Raw genomic sequence first — 18,455 nt, 5'->3', positions numbered from 1 at the left:
CCCTCACTGCCAGGCACCCGGCTCATTTATTTTTTTGTCGTGGCCCATCTTGGGAGCCGCTTTGCGCCAAACTCCTAATTAACCTTTAGCAAAGGCAATTGTCAATTACCAAGGCGGGCTGACAGCTAAGGATTGGGATCTAAAAGGCATTAAAACCAATAGTCCCAGGTTACCTTAAAAAATGCACCATGGTCGGTTATTGTAATGGTCTTTCAACCAAAAGGCTGCCCTAAAACCGGCGGGCGAGAAAATTAAAAACTGCAACCGGACCCCAAGCATTAATCCACAAGCATTTATCAGCCCAATATTTTAGAAGAAAAAATGGCGTTCAGAAAAGAAAGCTGGGCAATTTACAAGGTAATCGACCTCAACTGTTATGACCTTATCGCAGCTAGGCCACACACAAATCGAGTTTCTTCCCCTCGGTCATAAGCGTGGTCAGATCTTTTTGAGGGATGGGACGGCAAAACAAAAAACCCTGCATCTGGTCACAGCGGTTAATCTTTAAAAATTGTAGTTGCTCTTTTGTCTCCACACCTTCGGCCACCACTTTCAGACTCAGGTTGCCGCTCATATCTATAATGGTGTTGACTATGGCCGCCCCGGCCTGATCAAGGGTGATATCCCGCACAAAGGAGCGGTCTATTTTAAGGGTGTGCATGGGAAACCGTTTAAGATAATACAAAGAGGAATAGCCCCGGCCAAAGTCATCCAAAGAAAGCCGCACCCCTAATTTACAAAGTCGGCTCATGGTTAGGATGGCGTCTTCCACGTTTTGCATGACCACGCTTTCGGTCACCTCCAGTTCCAAGCAAGACGGGTCAAGCCCGGTCTGGGTCAATATGGACCTGATCTGACTCACCAGGTTGGGCTGCTGAAACTGCCGGGGCGAAAGGTTAACCGAAACCAAAAGCCCTCTAAATCCCTGATCATGCCAGGATCTGGCTTGAGAACAGGCCTGAGCCAGAACCCACTCGCCAATGGGAACGATAAGTCCGCTGGACTCGGCCAGAGGAATGAACTCATCAGGCCCCAAAAGGCCCTTGCCGGGGTGTTCCCACCTTAAAAGGGCCTCGGCCCCCACCATGCTGCCGGTGTTCAAGTCAACCTGGGGTTGGTAGTAAACCCTGAACTCGCCTTTTTCCAGGGCCTGACGCAAAGAAGCCTCCATGGAAACCCTTTGCATGACCTTTTGATTCATTTCCCTGGTAAAAAGCCGGTAGGTGTTGCGCCCCTGGTCCTTGGCCTGATACATGGCCAGGTCCGCATTGGACAAAAGCGTCTGGGGATCCTTGCCGTCAGTGGGGTAAATGGTGATGCCTATGCTGCCGTTTATAAACAGCTTATTTTCCTCGATCTCAAAGGGCTCGGCCAAGGAGTGTAAAACCCTTTGCGCCACCTTTTTCGCCTGCACGCCCTTTTCATTGCCCAAAAGCAGCATGATGAATTCATCGCCGCCCAACCGGGCCACGGTATCTTCGCCCCTGACCCAGCGGTTGATTCTCTCCGCAACCTTTTTCAGTAAAAGATCACCCACATGGTGTCCCAGGCTGTCATTGATATCCTTGAAATTATCCAGATCCAGAAACATCACCGCCAGGAACAATCCCTTGCGATTGGCATGGGCTATGGCCATCTGCAGGCGATCATAAAACAAAAGGCGGTTGGGCAGGCCGGTGAGAGCGTCATGATACGCCTGGTATGCTATCTTGCGCTCATTGCGCTTGACTTCGGTTATATCATGAAAAACCCCCACATAATGGGAGACGCGATCCTTATGGTCCTTGATGGCCGTTACAGTGAGCCAGGCGGGATAAAGATGGGAATCCTTGCGTTTGTTCCAGATCTCCCCCTGCCAATAACCTTCGCTCAAAAGCGAATCCCACATACGCTGAAAATAATCCGCCGGATGACGGCCGGAACTCAATATACTGGGTTTTGCCCCTACAACCTCGTTAGGCTCATATCCGGTAATAGCGGTAAAGGCTTGATTGACCAGCACAATGGAGGCTTTCTCATCGGTGACCATTATGCCTTCAATGGTGTTCTCCACCACCCTGGCCAAGAGCCTTATCCTTTGTTCGGATTTCTTAAGCTCGGTAATATCCTGGACAGCTCCGGCCAAGGCCAGGGGCTCGTTGCTCTTGTTCAGAATCAACTCCGCCACCTGGCTCACCACCCCCTGAGAGCCGTCCGGTTTTATGATTCTATGCTCCAGGGATATACCTTCTTTGAACCCCGCTATGTTGCGCAGGATATTCTTCACCTTTTTTCGGTCTTTTGGGTGTACTGATTTCAAAAAGTCATCTGTGGTAAAGGGTCTGTCCGGATCCTCTACACCATAAATCCTGAAAACCCCCTCGGAGCATTGGAAAGTGCTTGTTTTAAGATCAAGCTCCCAGGTGGCCAGACCTGCCATTTTCTGAGCCCTGGCCAAGTTGGCCTGGCTTTTTCGCAAAAGGTGCAGGGCCTCTTCCCGCACGGTTATATCTTTGAGCATTCCCACTACACCGAGCAAACGGCCTTGGGAATCAAGGTTTGGGGCCCCGCTTAAGTCCAATATTCGGTCATGCCCGTCTTTATGGCGCAAGGTGCAGTTAACGTGAACCGTTTCCGCCTCCCGGCCTATGCGCTCAAAGATTTTCTTGAAACGCCTGTCTTGGCCAGGCGGGGAAAAGTCCGAAAAAAAGCGGCCTGCAACTTCCTCGGGTTCATGCCCCAGAATTCTTTTCCAGGCTGGATTTACATAGGAAAAAGAACCGTCATTGTACAGGGTGTATATAATATCCGGAGCATTTTCGCTGAGGCAGCGGAAACGCTCCTCACTGTCTTCCAGGGCCTTTTCCGTAAGGCACCGGCTGGTGATATCCATCAGGGCCCCGTCTATCCATTGCAGGCTGCCCTGACACTCCAATGAGGCGGTGCAGGATGCGTAAAAAAGCTTCCCATCCCTGTTCCTCAATTTAAGGACATAGTCCTCCACCCGGCCGTATTTTTTCAGGGTGGCAAGAAAAGCATCCCTGTCTTCCGGTGAATGATAAAAGGAAAGGATATTGTGCCCCATAATCTCAATGGGCTCGCTGAACCCGAAAATATGGGCAAACGCCGGATTGACATTTAAAAACCGACCGGTTGGATCAACAGTTGAACGATAGACGCCCACTCCCAGGTTATTCAGGAGATTGTCAAAACTGCCCTCACACGGCAGTGGCCTGTCCAGGCAAAGGCCCACTGCTGCATAACCGACCAGGCGGTTGTCCGAACCCTTCACCGGGCTTATGTTCAACTCGACCAGGGCAAGACCGCCATCTGCCTTGAGAAGATGAATCTTGTGCGACTGCCCAGCCAGTATTTGCACAAGTAAACCGAAATCAGCGAGGCAATCCTCTTCACCATAATCAGGAGACGAATTTTCCCCCTTGCCGTCAAAAGACCCCATCACAAAAAGCGGCGGGGCCTTTCGTCCTATCAGGTCTTTGGCTTTGTAGCCCAGGATATTTTCAGCTCCCGGGCTGAAAAGGGTTACTATATTGTCGGTATCCACAGCCATAACCACAGCACCCTTGGATGCGGACAAGACAGATGAAAACCAAGCCCCGGCCCCGGTCCTGCCTTTATCAATGATACGCAACCGTTCTATGGAGGCATCAAGGTCTTTGACCAGGTTGAAGCTGTCTTTAAGACTCGTTTTCATTACCTTGTTCTCCATGGATGCTTTAGGTAGGCTGAAAAGACAAGCCAAACAGCCCAACTCTTAAACTAAAATGCCAAAGTAATAAAAAATAGTCAAGTTAACAAATAATAAAAATCATCAATTCAAGGAACGGGTAAAAAATAAACATCCTTATATTATTAAGAGAATTAGCAATTAGACAAAACAGGCTATTCCAAAGCACATAACTCTTACTGACTTCATTTAAATTGCAAACCTTCCAAACAACCATACGAAAAGACTCATATCTTATTTTGCTATTCTAAAAAAAGAGTTTTTAAAAAACGGAATACAGGGGATTTAAAATGACAAGGCCTGGGTAACTGAGTCTTTTTACTGAAAAACAGTAAAGAGTAAGTGGATAAAACAGAGTTCAAGGGCAGGCCCGGAGACAAAAGTAAAACCATTTAGAGAAGGCAATTACTTTATTTTAGAAAATAAAAAAGCCGGCGCTTAGTAGTCTTGCCGGGTCAATCCCTAAGACCAGGCCCTGAACCAAGGGCCCGGCTTTCGGTGAATTCACCCCCATTTTATGGCTATTTCCTTTTTATGGAAAAATCATCAAATATATTAGGTAACTAGCAAGGTATTGAAAAACGTCCTGCTACTAAGGTTAGAAATTAATTGTAATATACAATAATCCACTTTCACCCCCTGGTCATACTTTTTACACGCATATAAACACCAGGTACTGTTCAGCTTAACCGGTAAACAGGCAACCCTGTTATCAGGTTTTAATAAGTTTTTTGTAAAAGTTTTTCAGTGTATTAAAAATTGACCTTCTAGTCAAAAGGCATTTTTCCCAAACTATGCCCCGGGCAGACCCTACCGTAAATAAAGCAAAAACCAAAGACAGGCGAGACCTTTATGCTGACTCGCTAAAAAACGAAACCAAGGCAGGAAAAAGAACATTTCCAAATCAGTCGCTCCAGGCAATTGCCTTCACTACAAAACGCATCAGCACTTATGGAATTGGGTATTGGTTTTGGTTTATAAGCCTCTATGCTGAAATTTTAAACTTTCACCAAAGAGTGAGCCCATTCAAACAGGATTTGACTTAAACCAAACCGCTGAGCTAAGGTGAATCTCGCATTATCAGGGTATGACCGGGACGAAGTGGGGGCCTTGATGGGAAAACACGCCTTGCACGCGCCCTTTTAAAAAACAGGGACACCACCGGCTCACCCTGGGCCGGGATCAAAGAACCTTTTGAAGGTAAAAAATCAACTAAAGCAACTGATTTGTTCCTGTAATTCTTTTCGCTGTTTTTTTCGGAACCTCTTAACATGGCAAGCGGCTCAACTACCGAACAACCAATAAACACGCCCCTTTGTTCCAAAACCAAGGGCCGCCCCCCAAGAAAAACCCTGCCCGACTTATTTCAAACCAGCCTTTCGCCCTTGACAGCCATGGCCTTGAGCATGCTCGCGGGCGTTTGTCTGGCAGCCTGGTCAAATCTGCCGGGGCCGGGGATTTTTTTCTGGATTCCGCTTTTTGTCCTTTTTACGTGGCTGCTAAAAACAGCCGGTCAAAAAGGGTCTGTTCCGGTAATCTGGCTTTGCCTTTTCAGTTTTCTATTGGGAGGCGGTCTTTTTCTGACCCAACACATCAAAAAACAACCCAAAAACCATATAGCGAAAAACCTGGCATGTGGGTCGCATCTGCTTACCGGAAGGGTTGTAAAGGCTCCGGAGGCGGCTTCCCGGGGCCACAGGATTTTGCTGGAGGCCTCTTCCTATCAAAACAAGAAGGTCACAGGCCTGATCAGGCTGAGCCTGCCGCCAAGAATTGAGCCGCCCCTGGTGGGGCAGATGATAAGCGCGCGTTTAAAATTGTGGCCCATAACCTCATTTGCCAATCCGGGCTCCTTTGACTACCAGGCCCATATGGCTGAAAAAGGCATTTTAGTAAGAGGGTATGCCGGAAAAAGATCTGAATTCACCCTCCTGGGAAAGCCCGCGCACTCTGATCCCTTATTACGCCTGGAAAGCCTACGCCAAAAAGTTGGCAGGCTGTTTGACGGATTACCTGCCGGAGATGCAAGGGAGATAATGCGCGCCTTGGTCCTGGGGCAGAAAAGCGGGCTCAGTACAAAAACCAAACAAGACTTCAGCCGCACGGGTACTGCCCATATGCTGGCCATAAGCGGTCTGCACATGGGCATGGTCTGGGGATTTTTCTTCCTTTTGTTCAGGCTCGGCCTGCCCCTGGTTCCGGGCCTGGCCCTGAAGGTGCCCGCGCCAAAACCCGCCGCCCTGGCAGCCCTTTTGCCTTGTATTTTTTATGCGTTTCTGGCGGGGGCCTCCACCCCCACCCTGCGCTCCCTTTTGATGGCCGCCTGCCTGGTGACCGGTCTTTGTTTAAACCGGCCCTACACCCCTCAATCGGCTCTGGCCCTGGCCGGCATATTGATAATGGCCATCTGGCCGCAAGCGCCTTTCAGCACCTCTTTCCAACTTTCCTTTATTGCGGTTGCTTTGATCATATTGTCCGCGGCGCGTTTTTTATCCGGCACAAAACCCCATACGCTCAGGCAATGGTGCAAGGAAGCCTTTAAAAGTTGGCTCTTTCTAAGCTGCCTGTTCGGGTTGGGACTGATGCCGCTCATCATGTACAGATTTCACCTGGTCAGTTTTTTGTTTTTACCGGCCAATCTGTTTGTCTATCCCTTACTGGGGCTGTTCACCCTGCCCTTGGCTTTATCCGGGGCCTGGCTGGGCCTGCTCGCACCTCAGGCGGGACTATTTTTGCTTGAGCTTGGACTTTGGCCCTGCCAACTGGCTCTGGACTGGCTCCACACTCTAAGCGGGGTTCCGGGAGCAGTGCAATTTGTGGCCGGGCCTGCGCCCGGAGCGGTTGTCCTATTTTATATTGCAGTCTTCAGCTTCTTGATTTTCAAAACCCGGTTGGCCCTTTGGACCACCGGAACAGCCCTTTTGCTGGCCCTCTTCTTGTGGCCGGTCATGCCTTTGGATAAACTAAATAAAGGAGAACTCGAGGCCTGGGTGCTCGATGTGGGACAAGGCTCATCTGCCGTAATCCGCCTGCCCCAAGGCCAGGTCTTAGTGGTTGATTCAGGGGGGTGGCCAGGCAGCGATTTCGACTTTGGCCGTAATGTGGTGGGGCCTTTTCTCTGGTCTCAGGGGATTGACCAGGTGTACGCCCTGATCTGCTCTCACCGGCATGTGGACCATTACCAGGGATTGGCCTTTCTGGCCAACTGCTTTGAACCCAAGGAAATCTGGACCAATGGAGCCCCCGCAAACCGGGATGCCTATGGTGACCTTTTGCTGTACGCCCGAAAACAGGGCATACCCCTGCGTACGGCAGGCTCCCTGCCTCGCAGTCAATACCTTGGCGGCGCCCGGCTCCAGATTCTCTGGCCCCCTGCCGGGCCGCTGCCCAAAAACCTTGATCAAAACAACCGCTCCATCTGCCTGGGCCTTGGCCTGGGTGATTGTTGGCTATGGCTGCCGGGCGACATAGGGCCCAAGGTTGAGAGAGTTATCGCTTCCCAGGTCCCAAAAGATTACAACCATATCCTGGTTGCGCCCCACCATGGGGCTAAAAATTCCTGCACTGTAAAATTACTGAAAAAAATGAAACCCAAGGCTGTAATATTTTCAGCTGGTTGCGGCAACAAGTTCGGCATGCCCAATCCAAGGGCCATAAGCAGGACCCAAAGGCACGAGGCGAAAATCCTGACCACCATTGCCCACGGGGCGATCGGCCTCAAGACAGGCGGCCTTAAATGGCGCATCTCCCAGCATCTGAAACAAATACGCCCCTGCCCCTGATCATATATTCCCCTTAGGCAAAAAAGACCGACAATCTTTTGCCGCCCTGATCTGTCCAATATTCTCATCTTTTAGGAACTATCTGTAAATTAAGGTTTTTTCCGCTCACAGCCAATCTGGCACTCTTGTTGCTAGTTAGCAGGGGAAAACCAACCCCTCCTTTGCAGTGGGAGCTGTCATGGAAGATAAAGCGCTGAAACAAGAGTCCTATGAACCGGAAATTTATTGCCTGGTTTGCCAGCGAATGGAATGGGACGAAGAAAACCGGCGGTGCGCCAATTTTAACGGGCCGGATTGCCCCTTGGCCATTCGTCAGGTTCTGGCGGATTTCGAACAAAACTGTGTGGTGCTTTAGAGATCATAAGCTCCAGCTTGGCGAATGAGGATATCAATTTTTTCCCCGAGGAAGGAAAAGCCATGAGCGGTATGGAAATCAGCTTAATGACCATTCCCCTTTTTGGTCTGGTACTGGCCGTTTTTTTAGAAATCAAACGTGAACGCAAGGAAAAGCAACAATGGCAAAGCTTGCTTGAACGCTTGGAAAAATCAGTGGCATAAAAAAACGGCTGTCCCGGAACAGCGCCGGGACAGCAAAAACTTTCGCCGCAGGTTTTCCCCCTGGTGAAACCCCGGGTCCGCATCCGGCTGGTGGGTGTGGTTCAAGCCCCGGATCAATCCTTGGTCAGACCGCTGAACAAGGCAAGGGTGCGCTTTTGGATCTCTCGCAATTCATTAAATTGCCTGCGCAGGTCATCCACCTCCTGGCGGAGATCTTCTATCTCGCGGCTGGATTCTTTTTGCGACGGGCCCTTGAACCCGCCCTCTAAAACCTCCTTGCGGGCTTGCCTTAAACTGAGTCCATCTTCTTTAAGCAGACGATGAACAACGAGTAATCTCTCCACCGCCTCTTCAGTAAACAGCCTGCGCCGACCGGAGCCGCGTTTCAATTCCAAAAACTCCTCAAACTGCTGGTCATAGTAGCGTATCGTGGAGGCAGGAAGCCCCGTATTTAAAGAAACTTGCTTAATACCTAGATATTTTTCCTTTTCCTGGGAGGATTCAGCCATCTTCTCTCCTTACCCAAATGTAAACAGGACAGCATCCGGCGGGGCATTATTTTAGAGGCTTTCCCACACAGGCCTTGAAATTAATCAGGAGCCAAAGGGTGGTCACCTTTTATTGATTATGCTTATACAAGCGTAAAAAACGCTATCCTAAAAATGTTTATACCTCGTGCGGGCACAAGCTTGTCCTCTTTTGTTTAAAGGACGTCCGTCCCAATCAAATTATTACCCGGTTTCCATAAGCGCGAGTATCTATTTTGTAAAAAGTCGCACCCTCCGAACCAGGGCCTTATGACCTTCAAACAGAGCATACCCAGAAGGCCTGCCTGGTGCGCCGGGTTGAATCGGCTTGCAAAACCAAATTCGGGACGGCTTTCGCTTAAAAAAAGCGAAAAAACCTCTTTACTCTCTATTTAAGACGGACCGGTATATGCCAATGAAAAACCATTGGTGAACAGATGAATCACTTGTCACGAAATGCGCCCTTGGTTTTATGTATAGCATTTGAGCCCCATGGCGGACAAGAAAAGGTTCGTGTGTTATAGTCGATACCCATGGCACACCTAACATCAAAACGCTCACGTACCCTGGCCAAATGGGAAATCGGAGCCCTGGTTTTTCTGGTTGTGCTTTGCCTGGCCCTGGCAGTGGCCGGACACGGCCGGAAACAAAGGGATGCGTACAAAGATTTTCTGCGCCGCGCCAAGATGATTGAGCAGGCGGTGTTGTCATTTGCCAAAGATCACCAGGGAGATTTTCCGCCTGACGGCTGGTTCACCAACCGCCCCCCCGGCCTGGACAACACCTATATATATTGGGACCCCAACTGGAACATAGACTATGAAGTGGTCCCCAACGGCAAAGGCGGTTTTGTGGTGGGGCTGGAATTTTACGGTTCTGCCGATTCAAAGCGTTATTACGGGCTTTGCCGCCTCAGCAGAGTGCGGGAAAAATACGGTCGGGGCCAACCCATACCCAGGCAGGTGAACCGCATCTGGGTGATTGAGGAAAATGCCCGCATCACAGGAACGCCACCCAAGTCCAAGGAAGGCTGATTTGGACGGCCGCCTCTTATCTCAACGTATAAATCTGGTTAGGCCCTGGCTCAAAAAAAAATTCGGCGGACCTGTATCAAAGGTGAGTTTGGACGCCCACCTGGGCTGCCCCAACAGAGACGGCGCCCTGGGCACTAAAGGCTGCATCTTTTGCCCGCCCGCAGGCGCGGGCAAGGGCGAGCACCAGGCCACTTTGGAAGAGCAGCTTAAAAAAGGCATAACAAAACTCCATCAAAGCGCCCTATATCGCAAAAAGCCCATTCCCCATATACTGGCCTATTTTCAGGCCTACACCTCAACCCATGCGGCCTGCGATCATCTGAAAACCATTTACAATCAGGCTCTTTCCCATGAGGAAATCGAGGGCCTCATAATCTCCACCAGGCCGGATTGCCTGGGTGAGCCCCGCTGGCAGCTCTTAAGGGAGCTAAGGCAGAAAAAAAGCCTTTTGTGGCTGGAGCTGGGGCTGCAAAGCGCCGATGACAAGACTCTGCAAGCCATTTCAAGGGGCCATGATCTTAACTGTTTTCATGAAGCGGTCGAAAAGGCCCGTTCATTGGAAATCCCGGTGGTGGCCCATGTAATCCTGGGCCTGCCCGGAGAGACCAGGGAGCAGACCACGAAAACCGCGGACTACCTGGCCCAAATAAACATTTGGGGAGTCAAAATGCACAACCTCATGGTCTTGGAACACACCGCCCTGGCCCGGGAGTGGCAAAACGGAGGCTTCATCCCCTGGACCAGGGAGCAATGGGTGCAGGCGGCGGTTCTTTTTCTGGCCCATCTAAGCCCACAGACATTGGTTCACCGCCTCTCCGCAGACCCGGGGCCTGATCTGCTCTTGGCGCCGGACTGGGTGCGTAACAAGGATAAAAACCTAAACAGCTTGGGGCAGGAGATGGCTCGTCAAGATATCCGCCAGGGAGATAAATGCCTGGTCAGAGCTCAGATTTTTTAAGCCTGATTTCCCTTTACCCTTAAAGCCTGTTCCAAGCGCTTAAACGTATCAAGGTGCGGCTTTCCACCCCAAACCCACTTTTTTGACGGTACTAAAAGAAAAAGGCCCCATGCTGGAACAGGTAAAGGGCGCGGCCTCAAAAAGGCCGAAAAAACAATAATAATCACCAGATAAATTCTTCATCCTCCCCGGGGGCCTTGCATTTTTTATTGACATGCGCTCTAATTACCTATAGGTTGCTGGATTAACAAGTAATATAAGGACCAACTTTGATGAGGTCGAAGGTCATGTCGAACCCACTGCCACCAAAAAACAAACCATCAACCAAATTTGCGTCCAGACTTGTCTCCGCTTTCCACGGCATTATTATCCCCGCCAACATCGCCATTATCTAGCCCCTGCAAGGGGCCTACCCCATAAAGGGGCCAATCCAATAACAATCCATCCGAGCTTCTTTAAAAAGTTACCGGCGTGCGCACCGTTACATCCCGGCTTTTTAAAAAAGGCTTGAGAGTTCTTTAGCCCTGATCTGTATAACAGGGCAATGCCTTGGAAATTAAGGAGGATATGGTGAACACTCCCAACCAAATCCAGGTTTTCGACACTACATTGCGTGACGGCGAACAAATGCCCCATGTGGCCTTTTCCGCGGAAGACAAACTGGCGGTGGCCAGGCTCTTGGACCAGATGGGAGTCAATGTTATCGAGGCGGGCTTTCCGGCCAACTCACGCCAGGAAATAGAAGCGGTCCGCCGGGTGGCGGGAGAGGTGAAGGCCCTGGTCTGCGGCATTGCCCGAGTGGTGAGGCAGGATCTTGAAGCCGCAGTCAGCGCCAAGGTGGGAATGATCGATGTATTTTGCTCCACCAGCCCCATTCAAATGGAAAAATCCATGCGCACCACCCCGAAAAAAGTGTTGGGCCAAAGTGTGGATGCGGTTCGCTTTGTAAAGGACCAGGGGTTGTCATGTATGTTCACGCCCATGGACGCCACCAGGACGGATCCGGCCTTTTTAAACGAAATCGCGGCAAGGGTCAGCGAGGCGGGAGCCGATTGGATCGGCCTGACCGACACCGTGGGGGTGGGGGATCCCTTTTCCGTGGCCCGGATGGTGGAATCCGTACGTAATGCGGTGGACACGCCCATCTCCATCCATTGTCACGACGACTTTGGCCTGGCCACGGCCAACACCCTGGCCGCGGTTCGATCAGGGGCAAGCATGGTGCAGGTCTGTGTAAACGGCTTGGGCGAAAGAGCGGGCAACGCTTCTTTGGAAGAAGTGGCCATGGCCTTGAAATGCCTTTTGCAAACCGATTGCGGTATTGACACCAGGCTGTTGAAAAAGGTCTCCAAACTGGTGGAAAGGGTTTCCGGGCTTCCGGTTCCGCCCAACAAACCTGTGGTCGGTGAAAATGCCTTTACCCATGAAAGCGGCATCCATGCCGCAGGGGTGATGCGCGACGGCAGCACCTTTGAGCCCGGCGTCATGACCCCTGAAATGGTGGGGCAAAACCGCAAACTGGTGCTCGGCAAACACACCGGCAAACATGGTGTGGCCCAGGCCCTGGCGGAAGCGGGCCTCAACCCCGGTGAATCGGAGCTCAAGGAGATCATGCAGCGGGTGAAAAGCCTGGCCGACAAGGGCAAGCAAATCTTGAACACGGATCTGTTCGCTATCGCGGACACGGTCATGCAGAAACTGCCCAAGGAAAACAGAAGCATCACCTTGGACCAGCTTGTGGTCACCACAGGAGACAAAATCTTGCCCACCGCCAGCCTCAGGGCCAAGGTCAGGGGCGAGGTTAAAGTGGAGGCCCAAGTCGGCCTGGGCCCGGTGGATGCGGCCTTCAGGGCGGTTCGCAAGATGCTTGAAGGCGAGATCAAGGTGGAGATTGCCAAATTCCATGTGAACGCCATAACCGGCGGCAGCCGGGCCACAGTGCGGGTTTCGGTCACTGTGGAGGATGAGGAAGGCAGGCAGGCCCAAGCCCAGGCGGCTCATGTGGATATAGTCATGGCCTCGGTGGACGCCCTTTTAACCGCCACCAACCACCTGCTCACCAGGCAAGTTAAGGAAGCGGAAGAGGCCGCCTGAAAACCTGTTTAATAAAAAAAAAGGCCGGACTGTTAACGCAACAACAGGCCGGCCTTTTTACGTATTTGCTCAGGTTAATCTCAATTTCGATCAGGCAGGTTGCGCACGCTGTAAACCACCAGAAGCGGAATCAGACTTAAGACGACCAGTACATTGGTGATGCCGAAAAGGTCTGAGAGGTACCCCACCACAGGTGTGAGCATGCCGCCCACCCCAAAGGCCAGCCCCATCATAAGGCTGGAAACCAGCGATTTTCCCTTGGGAGCCACATGCTGGGCCAGGCTTACGGCCAAAGGCAGGGTTGCCATCACAAAAAACCCGGAAACAAAAGAGCCTACGTAAACCCAGGGCCCGGGCAGATATAAAAAGGCCAGCAACGCCGGGGCGCTCAGGCCAAAGGAAGCGTAAAACATCGGCCTGTCTCCCATGCGGTCGGCCAGGTGCCCGCTTATAAGTCCACTGGCCGCACCGGCAACCGTAAACAGGGACACGATCCCGCCCACAGCGGTTATGCTGTATCCCCTCTCATCCATCAGCATGGGCATAAAGGTCATGAACGACTGACTTACCAGGGTGCGGATAACAACCATGATCCAGATAAGCAAAATAGGGCGCCAGACATGGCCAAAGGCATCTTTCATCGCGCCCCAAAAGCCCATATTGGCCAGGCCCTCGGTCTCAGGCGTGGGGACCACAATAAAGAGAATAATAAAGAGCACGATTCCGGGCAGCATGGTAAAGGGTAAATTTTCCAGGCCCAGGGTTTCCACATACCAGCTTATGCCGACCGGTCCGATGCCAAAGGCGAGCGTCCCGCCAAAAATGAAAATGGCCATGCCCATGCCGGACTTTTTACCGGAATAATCAGAGACCATGGCCGCTGCCGTGGGATGGAACATGGAAGAGCCAACGGAACTGATGGAAAGGCTCAACATAACCAGCAGATAGGACGGCAAGATCCCGATAAGGGGAGTAAAGATCACGGCCAAAAGCGGTCCGCCCAGCACAAAGAACTTGGTGCGGTAGCGATCGGCCAGATACCCGACTGTGGGCTGAATCACAAAGGAAAGTACCCTTACCACCCCTGTAAGCAGGCCCACCTGAGTCAAAGTCAGGGTAAGCTTATCTGCCAGGGCAGGTAAAAGCGGATTAATAAATGAACTGTAAAGATCCCCGCTGAAATGCACCAAAAACAGGGCAAACAGCACCTTATAATCAGTCTTTGATTTATCTATGGCAGCCACAATCGGTCATCCAGATCAAGTCAAAAAAGGGTTCAGGAGCAGAAGCTTTTAAGGCTTAACGACTACAAAAGCCGGGCTCTGCCCGGCCGGATAATCCGTGAATTCAATTCAATTGAACGCTATTCATTATATTGAAACGGATAGAATGGATTATACCATCGTGTTTTGGTTTTCATAGTCAAACCCCAAAACAACTATATTTTCCGTATATTGAAAATCAGGATAATAGAGTTATTTTTTCTGTAATCTAAAGCCGTTGAAAACAAGAGGCTATACAAGCACCCGCAAAATGAGCGAGAATGGTGAAAAGATAAAAAAGCCCTTGAAAAACAGATCCGGTTAGGAGGCGAATTGGCCAACATTCTCGTTGTTGATGATGACAAAAAAATTTGCGATCTTCTGGAAGCTGAGCTGAGACGACTGGGGCACGAAACCCAATCCGCCGGAACCTCTCAACAGGCCCTGGATTTGGCGGGAGCGGACAACTTTGATGTGGTCTACCTTGATGTCCAACTTCCCGGGCGCAGCGGCCTTGAGATAATCCCTGAAATCAGACAGACCCCAGGCGAACCCGAAGTCATAATCATGACAGGCTACGGCAGTCCGGATGGAGCTGAACTGGCGGTAAAAAACGGAGCCTGGGACTATATTCAAAAACCGGCCCCCAGAAATCAGCTAATTTTAGCATTAATGCGGGCGCTGCAATTCAGGGAGCAGTCCAGAGCGGCCAAACACCCCGCCCTGTTAAAGCGAAACCTGATAATCGGTGAAAGCCATCGCATAAACCAGTGCTTAAGCCTGGTGGCCCAGGCAGCGGCCACCGAGGCCAGTGTGCTTATCACCGGTGAAACCGGCACAGGCAAGGAGCTTTTTGCCAGGGCGATTCATGAAAACAGCCGCCGCAACTCAGAGCCCTTTGTAGTGGTGGATTGTGCGGCGCTGCCGGACACCCTGGCCGAAAGCGTGCTGTTCGGTCATGAGAAAGGGGCCTTTACCGGCGCGGAAAAGCCCAGAAGCGGGCTGATAAGAAGGGCCAACAAAGGTACTCTTTTTCTGGACGAAATGGGAGAGCTGCCGATTGAATTGCAAAAAAGTTTTTTAAGGGTCTTGCAGGAGCACCGTTTTCACCCCCTGGGAAGCGACCGTGAAGTGGAAAGTGATTTCAGGGTGGTGGTGGCCACCAACCGAAATATGGAAGACATGGTGCAAAAAGGCGAGTTCCGCCAGGACCTGTATTTCCGGCTCAAGGCCTTCGAAATTCATCTGCCTGCCCTGCGGCACCGGCCGGAGGACATCAAACCCATGGTCATTTTCCACACCAACCGCCTGTGTGAACATTACGGCATCCCCACCAGGGGCTTTTCCCCTGATTTTTTCGAAGCCCTTGCCCTTTACGACTGGCCCGGCAATGTACGGGAGTTGGTGAATACCCTGGAATGGGTATTGGCCCGAACAGTAAACGAACCCACCCTTTTTGCCCGGCATCTACCTATTGAAATCAGGGCAAAGGCGGCCCGGGTTACCGTGGAGGCCAATCGGGAAATTGAGCTTGAAACAGAACAAGAGCCAGCACGGCCCGAGGATATCCCCTCTTTCAAGGAATACCGCAAGCAAAAAGTGGAAGCCGCTGAAACGGGTTATCTGAAACTCCTTTTAAAACAAACAGCAGGTGACATCCAGCAGGCCATGGCTGTTTCGGAGTTATCAAAGGCCAGGCTCTATGAACTTCTGAAAAAACACGGGTTAAGCGCCAAACAGAGCCAGGGCTGATCCTATTTCAAAATCCGCAGCCAACGAGGCTTAGCCAAACAGGGGGGGGGAGAAAGACGCCCTTAATCCCGATTCTATAATGCCTTTTTCTGTCTTTTCCGGAATACCCTGTCCGGATTTTTCAGATCATCCCCGCATTTCTTTAAAACAGACTTCATCTTAGTAGCTATCCATTTGTTTTAATTAATTTTTTTTTGCGCTCAGTTTGGCACGCCTTCTGCAGAGCAACAATTTTAGAAAATACCGTTTGTACTCCAAGCGAGATTTACTGAAGGAAGCAATACGAGATGAATCTCTTAATATATGCAAAAGACGGGAAAAAGGGCTCCGAGATAAAGGCTTCTCTGGAGGATTCGCGACCGGATTGGAATAAAGAATACTATTCCGATTTGGAGGACCTCAAAACAAGCCTTAAAAAACCTTTAATATCAAGCAACGTTGTTATCCTGATGCTGGTGGACCAGGCAGAAGACTTAAACAGTCTTTTGGAGTTTAAGGAAACCTTAAGCAGATTTGACTCCGTGCTGGTCTTAAACGATGACAACGAAAACATAAGGGCTAAAAGTTATGCCCTGGCCTCCAGGTTGGTGCTCACATCCGATGTGGCCGCTAACCACATCCTTGCGGCCCTGGATAAAATAACCGACCGGGCCGTGCAGAGGACGGCAGGCAACTGGGGGTAATTACATACCAGCAGGTTGCAAATATCGCTTGTTTTTCAGGGTTGCGCAAAATTGCGGGCCATTACTCGGGGCCCCGGAAATGCAAGAGCATTTCGGGGTGTCTCCCTGTCGGACTTTTCTCATTTTCAGGGATGGCTCTGAAGGCAACGGGATATCTCCCCTCTCTTAGGCAGGATATTATTATTTTCCCCGCCCAGAGCGGTTTATTACTCATCCAGCCCCTGCCAAAACTCCTTGAGCAATTTTAGATACTGCTGCGGCCTGTGTTCATAGGTATTGTGTCCACAACCCGGCAACACCGCCAATTGGCCCGCGGGCAGCCCCCTGTAAAGGGCAAGACCCTGTTCCACCTGGAAAAGTTTGCTCCGATCAGGAAAAATCACTAGGGAAGCCGCTTTCACCTTGGCCAAGGCCGGGCGCAGGTCAAAATAGTCCACTCCATAAGCCCCCCCGCAAATGCAGGCGTGTTCGTAGAATTCCCTGCCCCACTCCTCGCCGTGCCATTTAACCAGCTTCTCCTGAAAAGAAGGCTCCAGATCTGAAAACCGGGCGGGAAACTTACCCGTGCTGAAGGTCCGCATATCTGTCTCTGAAAAACATTGGGTGCTGGAAAAGGAAAGAGATGCCGTTTTATGGGGATAGGCCCCTGCATAGTCCACTGCCACCACCCCGCCCTCGCATTGTCCCACCAGATGAAATCGCTCAATTCCCAAGAACCTGACCAGGCCTTCCAATTCCCTCACCATGGCGGGCCTGAAATCACTGCTCAGGTAAAAATTCCAGTAATCCGCTCCCGGACGGGAGAGTCCGTAACCATATCTGTCATAACAGATTACCCGGTAGCCCCATTTAACCACCTCTGAAACCATGTGGTCCCACATGCCGGAAGCGGCAAAACCGTGATGCAGAAAAATAACAACCTCACCCTGTCCCTGATCCTGGTAATGAATCTCCCTGCCTGCGATCTCAATAAAAGGCACTGAAAACCTCCAGTGGAACTGTATCTGTCAGCGGCAACACAACGGCCTTTATATTGAACTTAAGCCATGGTATTTGTCAATAAACCCGCCTTCAAAAGGCCATTATCGACAGCTCCCAAGACCACCCCCATGCTATGATATAAATATCGACCCGTCCTGAGGGTAAAGACGCATCCAATTTTGGGGCTGACTCTGCCATCAAGGGGGTGAGGCGTTGCTCCGAGATGAAAAAGCCATAAACATCTGGATCATAAGCGATGCCACCGGCATCACCGGTCAAAGGGTTATCCTGGCTGTGATGGCCCAATTCACGGGCCGGATAAAACCGACCATAAAACGCCATGCCAGGGTAAACAGGATAAAACGGCTTTTAAATATTTTAGATAAGGCGGAGAAAAAAGGCGGGGTTGTTATCTATTCCCTGGTTTCTGCAGAGCTTAGACAATGCATGAAAGAGCAGCAGCCCAGACCCAACCTCATGTTCATAGACCTCATGGGGCCTTTGGTGCAAAAGGTGACTCAAATGCTGGGGATCAAACCCACCGAAGTCCCCGGCATGGGTCACACCCCCCTGGAAAAATCTTTTAATCTGGCCAAGTCCATAGATTTCACCTTGCGCCACGATGACGGAGCCGGGCTAAACACCTTGGGCAGGGCTGATGTCATAATCACCGGAGTTTCGCGAACCTCCAAGACTTCCACCAGCATCCTCTTATCCTGCAACCATAACCTTAAAGTGGCGAACATACCGATCATCTTCGGTCAGTCCCCCCCTGAAAAGTTGTTGACCTTAAAAAGGCCACAAAAGGCGGGGCTGATTATATCCCCCGGCAAACTCTTCACACTACGTAAAAAACGCTACAACGGGGCGCTGCTTCCCGGATATGCCGATATGGAATCCATAAGACGGGAATTAACCTATTGCCGCAGAGTCTTTAGCCTTATCAAGGACCTGTTTATCATAGACGTAACCAACCTTTCCATAGAAGAAGCGGCCGCCAAGCTGGCCCAATTGAACAAGCAACGGGAAAAAAAATGTAAAATCCTATAAGAAAATGTCGACGGAAAATGATCGTGTTTTACTGTATGCGGAAGAAG

At 50.8% G+C, this 18,455-nt stretch carries 13 protein-coding genes; 9 read left to right on the top strand and 4 right to left on the bottom strand.

The window, feature by feature from the left end:
- Positions 1-391: 391 nt before the first annotated feature.
- A complete protein-coding gene (locus X474_RS17875) occupies positions 392-3,694 on the bottom strand; it encodes a sensor domain-containing protein (protein ID WP_052515372.1) in 3,303 nt (1,100 codons plus the stop codon).
- A gap of 1,304 nt (positions 3,695-4,998) precedes the next feature.
- On the opposite strand from X474_RS17875, the gene X474_RS17865 reads away from it, so the two are divergent.
- From X474_RS17865 to X474_RS26270, 3 genes are all read left to right on the top strand, one after another.
- On the top strand, positions 4,999-7,509 hold the full coding sequence (locus tag X474_RS17865) for a DNA internalization-related competence protein ComEC/Rec2 (protein WP_044350840.1): 2,511 nt from the start codon (positions 4,999-5,001) through the stop codon (positions 7,507-7,509).
- Positions 7,510-7,687: 178 nt separating this feature from the next.
- Positions 7,688-7,864, top strand: coding sequence for a hypothetical protein (locus X474_RS26275; protein ID WP_156360827.1), 177 nt, complete (start codon positions 7,688-7,690; stop codon positions 7,862-7,864).
- A gap of 62 nt (positions 7,865-7,926) precedes the next feature.
- Positions 7,927-8,067 carry a hypothetical protein gene (locus X474_RS26270; RefSeq protein WP_156360826.1) on the top strand — a complete coding sequence of 47 codons (141 nt, stop codon included), beginning with the start codon at positions 7,927-7,929 and terminating at the stop codon, positions 8,065-8,067.
- A gap of 113 nt (positions 8,068-8,180) precedes the next feature.
- Here the strand turns inward: X474_RS26270 and X474_RS17860 are convergent, their stop codons facing one another.
- Positions 8,181-8,576: a MerR family transcriptional regulator gene (locus tag X474_RS17860; protein ID WP_044350839.1), complete on the bottom strand. Its 396-nt coding sequence runs from the start codon at positions 8,574-8,576 to the stop codon at positions 8,181-8,183.
- Between the two features lie 551 nt (positions 8,577-9,127).
- Here X474_RS17860 and X474_RS17855 point away from each other — a divergent pair.
- The 3 genes from X474_RS17855 (at position 9,128) to X474_RS17845 (ending at position 12,680) form a co-directional block, all read left to right on the top strand.
- Positions 9,128-9,628 (top strand): hypothetical protein, encoded by a 501-nt coding sequence (locus X474_RS17855; protein WP_044350838.1) that lies wholly within the window; start codon positions 9,128-9,130, stop codon positions 9,626-9,628.
- A gap of 1 nt (position 9,629) precedes the next feature.
- Positions 9,630-10,586: a tRNA modification radical SAM protein MnmL/YtqA gene (gene mnmL / locus X474_RS17850; protein WP_052515371.1), complete on the top strand. Its 957-nt coding sequence runs from the start codon at positions 9,630-9,632 to the stop codon at positions 10,584-10,586.
- A 549-nt stretch (positions 10,587-11,135) separates the two neighbouring features.
- Positions 11,136-12,680 (top strand): 2-isopropylmalate synthase, encoded by a 1,545-nt coding sequence (locus X474_RS17845; RefSeq protein ID WP_197282180.1) that lies wholly within the window; start codon positions 11,136-11,138, stop codon positions 12,678-12,680.
- Positions 12,681-12,760: 80 nt separating this feature from the next.
- Here the strand turns inward: X474_RS17845 and X474_RS17840 are convergent, their stop codons facing one another.
- A complete protein-coding gene (locus tag X474_RS17840; RefSeq protein ID WP_197282179.1) occupies positions 12,761-13,924 on the bottom strand; it encodes an MFS transporter in 1,164 nt (387 codons plus the stop codon).
- Positions 13,925-14,275: 351 nt separating this feature from the next.
- On the opposite strand from X474_RS17840, the gene X474_RS17835 reads away from it, so the two are divergent.
- The gene (locus X474_RS17835) at positions 14,276-15,694 is read left to right on the top strand and encodes a sigma-54-dependent transcriptional regulator (RefSeq protein ID WP_044350835.1); all 1,419 of its coding nucleotides are present in this window, start codon (positions 14,276-14,278) and stop codon (positions 15,692-15,694) included.
- A 287-nt stretch (positions 15,695-15,981) separates the two neighbouring features.
- Complete coding sequence (locus X474_RS17830; protein ID WP_044350834.1) at positions 15,982-16,377, top strand: hypothetical protein; 396 nt, start codon at positions 15,982-15,984, stop codon at positions 16,375-16,377.
- A 206-nt stretch (positions 16,378-16,583) separates the two neighbouring features.
- On the opposite strand, the gene X474_RS17825 is transcribed toward X474_RS17830, so the two are convergent.
- A complete protein-coding gene (locus X474_RS17825; protein WP_044350833.1) occupies positions 16,584-17,357 on the bottom strand; it encodes an alpha/beta fold hydrolase in 774 nt (257 codons plus the stop codon).
- 214 nt (positions 17,358-17,571) lie between these two features.
- Here X474_RS17825 and ppsR point away from each other — a divergent pair, with 214 nt between their 5' ends.
- On the top strand, positions 17,572-18,408 hold the full coding sequence (gene ppsR / locus X474_RS17820) for a pyruvate, phosphate dikinase/phosphoenolpyruvate synthase regulator (RefSeq protein ID WP_044350831.1): 837 nt from the start codon (positions 17,572-17,574) through the stop codon (positions 18,406-18,408).
- The last annotated feature ends 47 nt before the right edge of the window (positions 18,409-18,455 follow it).

This window comes from Dethiosulfatarculus sandiegensis, from assembly GCF_000931935.2.
Taxonomy (GTDB): Bacteria; Desulfobacterota; Desulfarculia; order Desulfarculales; family Desulfarculaceae; genus Dethiosulfatarculus; species Dethiosulfatarculus sandiegensis.
This window is presented reverse-complemented; position numbering and strand designations above follow the sequence as displayed.